The 6,553-nt window shown below is 50.8% G+C and carries 5 protein-coding genes and 1 pseudogene; 5 read left to right on the forward strand and 1 reads right to left on the reverse strand.

The genetic code is table 11. The features are described 5' to 3' along the window. Positions 1 to 419: 419 nt before the first annotated feature. From MRBLSP13_RS15195 to MRBLSP13_RS15215, 5 genes are all read left to right on the forward strand, one after another. A complete protein-coding gene (locus MRBLSP13_RS15195) occupies positions 420 to 1,529 on the forward strand; it encodes a hypothetical protein (RefSeq protein ID WP_363736943.1) in 1,110 nt (369 codons plus the stop codon). 5 nt (positions 1,530 to 1,534) lie between these two features. Next, a complete protein-coding gene (locus MRBLSP13_RS15200) occupies positions 1,535 to 2,335 on the forward strand; it encodes an ABC transporter permease (protein ID WP_363736945.1) in 801 nt (266 codons plus the stop codon). Next, on the forward strand, positions 2,332 to 2,994 hold the full coding sequence (locus MRBLSP13_RS15205) for an ABC transporter ATP-binding protein (protein WP_363736941.1): 663 nt from the start codon (positions 2,332 to 2,334) through the stop codon (positions 2,992 to 2,994). The genes MRBLSP13_RS15200 and MRBLSP13_RS15205 overlap by 4 nt, the downstream gene beginning before the upstream one ends. Before the next feature lie 128 nt (positions 2,995 to 3,122). Further along, on the forward strand, positions 3,123 to 5,306 hold the full coding sequence (locus MRBLSP13_RS15210; protein ID WP_363736940.1) for a glycosyltransferase: 2,184 nt from the start codon (positions 3,123 to 3,125) through the stop codon (positions 5,304 to 5,306). An 80-nt stretch (positions 5,307 to 5,386) separates the two neighbouring features. Further along, on the forward strand, positions 5,387 to 6,211 hold the full coding sequence (locus tag MRBLSP13_RS15215) for a WcbI family polysaccharide biosynthesis putative acetyltransferase (RefSeq protein WP_363736939.1): 825 nt from the start codon (positions 5,387 to 5,389) through the stop codon (positions 6,209 to 6,211). Positions 6,212 to 6,292: 81 nt separating this feature from the next. Here MRBLSP13_RS15215 and MRBLSP13_RS15220 read toward each other — a convergent pair. Beyond that, positions 6,293 to 6,427, reverse strand: a pseudogene (locus MRBLSP13_RS15220) (IS630 family transposase); the annotation flags it as partial. Between the last annotated feature and the right edge of the window lie 126 nt (positions 6,428 to 6,553).

The following is a 6,553-nucleotide window of genomic DNA, read 5'->3' on the forward strand; positions in this document are numbered from 1 at the left end:
AAATCGGCGCTTCAAATCCTGGGGGGCATGCCCCCCAGGATTTGATCACCCAAATGGCGGCATAAAACGACATCCGCGATGAGCTTAACTTAGCCGCCAACCTGTCCAAGAAGGCGAGGCCACCTCACACCTCAAGCCCACACCTTCATGTCCGCCATCTGTATCGCCCCAACCATCATCTTCTGACTCAATCAATGAATCCTGATCTTAGGGATTGTTCACCTTCCCAGCCCTAGGGTCAAGGCCGCCGCAAAAGCGGCAATGCCACTGCGTCGTGGGCGCGCGCGCGCAAGCTCGACGCCCTCAAGAAGTGATTGCAAACCCCTTTGATGGTGCTTAGGAGAATGTCACGAGGCTTGGCTTCACGCCTTTCCAACACCAATCTGGAGGGGCTTTAAGCCCGTAGTGAAACATAACCGATGAAACCTTTGCTGCAAAAAACAAAAGGATTGGGCTGGATATTTTTCATTACTGTCCTAATTCCAACGACTTTAGCAATATTATATTATGGCATCTTTGCTTCTGATGTGTATGTCTCTGAATCAAGTTTCATCGTCAAAAGTTCAGAACGCAAGAGTCCTTCCGGCCTTGGGTCACTCCTGGGTAGCGTAACAGGTTATTATCAAGATAATAGTGAGATATACTCAGTCCAGAATTTCGCCCTGTCACGTGATGCAGTATCACTGCTGAACAAGAATGATAGACTCGAGAAGCTTTTTTCTTCAGAAAACATAAGTGTTTTCGACCGTTTTGCGCCGCTGGGCTTTAGCGCATCAAAGGAAGATCTTTTCCGCTATTATAAACAGCATGTAACAGTTGAAATGGACAGCCGCAGTTCGCTGGCCAAAATTCGAGTGGGAGCTTATCGTCCAGAGGATGCCCAATGGATCAACCAGCAGCTTCTTGGTTTCAGCGAACAATTGGTCAACCGGCTGAACAAACGCGCGGAAACCGATCTAGTCGCCTATGCCGAGCGGACGGAACGTCAAGCCGCAGATCAAGCGCGCTCCGCCGCCCTCAAGCTGTCGGCATATCGCGACTCTCATCGCGTACTCGACCCGGAAAAGCAGGCAACCGTCCAAATCCAGTTGATCGCCAAGCTTCAGGACGACCTGATTGCCAGCCAATCGCAATTGGATCAGATTCAGGCGACCGTGCCAAATAATCCGCAGATCGAGCCACTTAAAGCGCGGATCGCCAGCATTAAGCGACAGATCGCGAGTGAATCGGGTCGAGTCACCGGGGGTTCCAATTCTTTTGCAGGTGTTGCGCCAGAGTATCAGCGGCTTCAGCTCGACAGCCAAATCGCTGATCGGCAACTCGCTACCGCGATGACCGCCGTCGCTGATGCACGCGAAGAAGCCAGCCGCAAGCGAATCTATATCGAAACCGTGGTCCAGCCAAATCGCCCTGACATTGCGATGGACCCTCGGCGGTTGAACAGCATTCTCGCAATCTTTGTCGTCGGATTGATGGCATGGGGCGTATTTTCAATGCTGTTTGCAGGCGTGCGCGAACACGGTTACTGATCTGTATGATAGACAACAGCTCTTCCGATGCCCTAAAAAGGGCGTTTCTAGTAGAAAAGCGCGTTATCAACGCACTTCTTTTGCGTGAAGTCATGACCCGTTATGGTCGACATAATATCGGTTTTCTCTGGCTGTTCGTCGAACCGATGATCTTCACATTGGGTATCGTGACCTTATGGTCGTTATTTAAGGCCAATCATGGCACCGAAATACCCATTGCCGCTTTCGCACTCACGGGCTATTCAAGCATCTTGCTGTGGCGCAACATGCCCGGCCGCTGCATCCATGCGATAGAACCTAACATGTCGTTGCTCTATCATCGCAACGTTAAGGTGATGGACATCTATATCTCCAGAATACTTTTAGAATTTCTCGGCGCATCAATGTCTTTCTTCGTTTTATCGATCATTTTCATTATGGTAGGGCTCATCCAGCCTCCCGAAGATTTGGCGAAGGTCGCCCTCGGATGGATCATGTTGGTTTGGTTCGGCTCTTCGCTGGCCCTATTCGTGGGAACATTGTCGGAGAGCTCAGAGCTTGTCGAAAAATTCTGGCATCCGGCTTCCTATCTCATCTTCCCACTGTCTGGCGCAGCATTCATTGTTGACATCCTGCCTGCCGCAGCTCAGCCCTATGTCCTGCTGCTGCCAATGGTAAATGGCGTAGAGCTGCTGCGAGATGGCTATTTCGGATCGATCATGCATGCGCATTACGACGTCGGGTACATGGCCACGTGCTGCTTGGTTCTCACCCTGTTGGGCGTTGCCCAACTTCGTCGTATCGGACGGGAGGTCATTCCGGAATGATCCGTCTCGATAATGTCTCCAAATCCTACAAGACGGGTCATGGCACCAGAGAAATCCTCAAGAACAACAATATCACGATCGAGAAACACGAGCGGATAGGCATTTTAGGCCGCAACGGCGCAGGAAAATCAACTCTCATACGCCTTATCTCGGGTGCGGAACGACCTACCACGGGCCAAATCACGCGCGAAATGACCGTATCTTGGCCGTTAGCCTTTGGTGGCGCATTCCAGTCGTCATTAACCGGCCTCGACAATCTACGCTTCATCTGTCGTATCTATGGTGTCCCCATCGAACCGCGCATTCCCTTCGTCGAGGAATTCACCGAGCTCGGTCGGTATCTGCGGGAACCGGTACGCACCTATTCTTCAGGAATGCGGGCGAGACTTTCGTTTGCTCTATCAATGGTCGTTGAATTTGACTGTTTCCTGATTGACGAAATTGTCGCGGTGGGCGACGCTCGCTTTCATGAGAAATGCCATATCGAGCTTTTTGAGAAGAGAGCCGACAGGGCAATGATCATCGTTTCCCACGATTCCTATTACATCCGAGCACATTGTCACAGAGCCGGAGTTCTAAATGATGGCACGGTTCATATGTTCGACACAGTGGATGGCGCCTTCGAATTTTACGATGAAACCCGAAGCAAGCAAGGGTAAAATTCTGAATTAATGATGAAATCGAGCATCTGCATTTTGACTTAGGATTTGGGCGCAAGCCGCAATTATGACATCAGGCGATGTAGAATGGTCGATTGGTGTTAGTTAATAATATTGGGGCGTTTGAAATGACGGATATGAGAGCTTCTTCTGTTGTGAAGAGTTACGAAGCAGAAACCATCAAGCCCACAGATACGGAGCTTGCCCATCTCGCAAAGATGAAGCGCAAAATCGGTATCGTCCGCTTGTGGCCAGGACATGCTGCCGCGGAGCACGAAAGCATCGAACGGTACCGTTTCGCCTGCTCGCTGATCGGCGTTGAACTGATAGAAGTCGATCGACTGGGCAATCTGCTTCATGGAGAACACCGCCGGATCACACAAGATGATGTTGATTTCGTTATATCTCTCCATTTCGAAACACCTAAAGCTTACGACTGCTTTTCTTGGGCAGCATTGTGGAATCCGGTCGATTTCTATGTCGATTGGGGCTTCAATACCTTCGCTGATCATCAATTTTCCCATGATGGCTATTTTTCTTGCTCATCACCTGTTATTGAACGTTTCGCGCGTCAGGAACTGGGCAAGCGTTATGACGAAGTAGCTCACGCTACCGTCAATCACACGCTGTCGGGCCCAGTCTTCAGCGCGCGAGAGCGCGATGATCGTCGCTTGGTCTATTGCGGTATCAACTGGGAACGCCTGTCCAACAAGCCTGGCCGCTTTGACCACTTGCTCAGTCCGCTGGACAAGGCTGGCGTGCTGGACATCTTCGGACCGGAAGTCATTCAGGGTACGCGGGTTTGGGAAGGTTTCGACGGTTACAAACGCGAGGTACCTTTCGACGGAAAGTCGCTAATCCGTGAAATCGCCATGTCCGGTGCAGTACTTGCTCTGTCGTCCAATGCGCATCTACGCTCCCAGGTGATGACGAGCCGCCTTTTCGAGGGCGCAGCCGCTGGGGCTTTGGTCATGGCCGACGCTAATGGCTTTGTTGAGCGCTATTTCGCCGACGTGACCGTCCCTATCGAAATCACCGGTGAGGCGTCGAAAGATGGCGCGAAGATTATCGCAGCGCTCGAACATTACAACCATAACCCAGACGAGGCATTCAAGCTCGCCAAGTCGCTCCAAGATCGCTACATTGATAGCTACATGCTGCATAAGCAATTGCTGGATGTGTATCAGCAGTATATTCTGAAGCAAGCTCAACGATCGACCATCCGCAAGTCGACCAAAGATAAGGTCGGCTATGTTATCCTATGGCTCGATCGTAAACAGCAGTTCCCGAGACAGGCGATCGCATCGATTGAAAAGCAGACGGGTTGCGAAGCCTTCATTCGGGTCGTGACAGTCGGCAAAGGTAGTGGAGAGAATATTCATCTCCCCAAGGTTGATGAGGGTATCGACCTCGATATCGTTTATGTTGATGACGCCTATGACAAGCCTAATACGGTCGGCAACATGCTTCTGAATGTCATCGATAACCTACCTAAAGATGTTAAGCTTATATCGGTGATGACCTCTGGTTGCGATCTGTTCAGTGATTATGCCGTCGAGATGAGTCGGGCTGCACGTGATAATGATACGGGCGCAGTTTGCGCCATCATCTCACGGCACTATGATCCCGCCGAATATGTAATGAGTGGTACCGAATATGCCGATTATTGGCGCCCGCGTGCCACCAACCAGACCTTCCCACTCGCATCATCGCACATGCTGCTGAAGCGCGACTTCCTTGAGCGCAACGGCGGGGTGATCCAGATGTTGGCTTACGACGCGCTGGTTACCTATTTTGCGCGCTTTGTCGGCGAGATGACCGTGGTGGATTCACCGCTGGCTCGCTTTGATCTCAAAATTCATGAACGCGCTCATCGCCTGTCGGAATCGCCCTATCCAGATAGCAGCATTTTCTTGAATCGTTATAAAGGCAACAAGACCACCGAACAAGTTTCCGCCGAAGCCACAGCATTGGTTGAAAGTAAATCGAATGGCGACGTGGACGCCTTCGTCGCCCGTTTCAAATCAAGCCCCAACGCAAATATCAGCTTCTTTGGCCGTATGTCACACCGCATCACACTCAAGAAAGCGCGCCAGTACGCACGCTTGAGCCAGTGGGATATGGCGGAGCGCTGCTACGCTACGATCATCTCCACGGGCGGCTCAAGCGCAAAAATATGGAAGCAATATGGCCACTCTCTGAAGGAGCAAGGGCTGATCGGTCCGGCGCGCTATAGTTATCGCGTTGCCGCAGATCTTGATCCCGATGACGCTGACACACGCCAGCATCTTCTATATATTCAAGGAAAGTAAAGATTATTTTTCCTATCGCGCCTTAAAATTAGACAATAATTTTACTTGGCGGGATTGAGATAAATATTGAGGTTCCTAAAATGAAGTACATTTTTTTCGGAAATTGCCAAGTAAATCAGATTTATTGTAGCTTTACCGGTGTAAAGAATTCCGTATTCGGAGATGATGTCGAATTAGAATTTGTGGACGGCAATACCCCAGGATGCCTTGAGGTATTGGAAGCATCGTTGCAAACGGCTGACGCGCTCGTGTGGCAGGGCCGGGCAGAGTTTAAGGATCCACCGCCTTTTGCAGGTCACACCTTACGGCTGCCGACCATCTATTTCTCCACACTGTGGCCCTTCGATGGCGGGGATCCGGCGGTCGACGCACTGCCAGAATCACCGCCGCGTGTTCCCCGCGGTGACAGCTTCATCCGAGAAAGCATGGCTGCGGGTAAATCAGTTGAACAAGTCTATTGGGAATATCGCCAACTTTATATTCCAGCCCGCATGGATATTAAGAGTCTGTTCGAACGAGAACTGGAAACTCAGCACAAGAAAGATAAATTCTGTGACCTAGGCGTTGCCGACTATATCGCAGACAATATGCTGAGCCATCGCCTGTTTTCGATGGCATGGCACCCGACCAACGAATTATTACGGGCATTGCATGATCAGCCCGTTCTCTGGGATTTTTTTGATCTAGATGACGTGCAGGCAGCTTTAGTGCTGAAACACTGGGCTGGCGGAGAACAATTACAGCCCGACGTCCCAATTCACCCATCAGTGATCGAACATATGAACCTGCAATGGCGGGTTTCCGAATATAATCATTTTGGCGAAGGTCGCCAGTTCGACGATTGGCTGATCCGGTATCTTTCGATCTATGATCCGGAGATCGAGGCAAAGGTCAGGACAGCCTGAGCGCAACAATGGGATATCTCCTTTGATTGTAATCCGAACGTTTTCGCTTAGCCTTCTTTTTATACCAACGAGCATTAATCGGTACCCATGTGCCCATTGGCGCAAATCGATGGACATGATGCGCCAAGGTTGATTGACGAGGCTGTTCCAGGCGAAGCAGCAGTGGTCGACGATGTCATCGTAGGATTTGAAGATGCGGTTGGACAGCCAGTTGTTGAGGTGGCCTCGCCTTCTTGGACAGGTTGGCGGCTAAGTTAAGCTCATCGCGGATGTCGTTTTATGCCGCCATTTGGGTGATCAAATCCTGGGGGGCATGCCCCCCAGGATTTGAAGCGCCGATTT

Source organism: Sphingobium sp. LSP13-1-1.1 (assembly GCF_040676415.1).
In the GTDB taxonomy this organism is placed as follows: Bacteria; Pseudomonadota; Alphaproteobacteria; order Sphingomonadales; family Sphingomonadaceae; genus Sphingobium.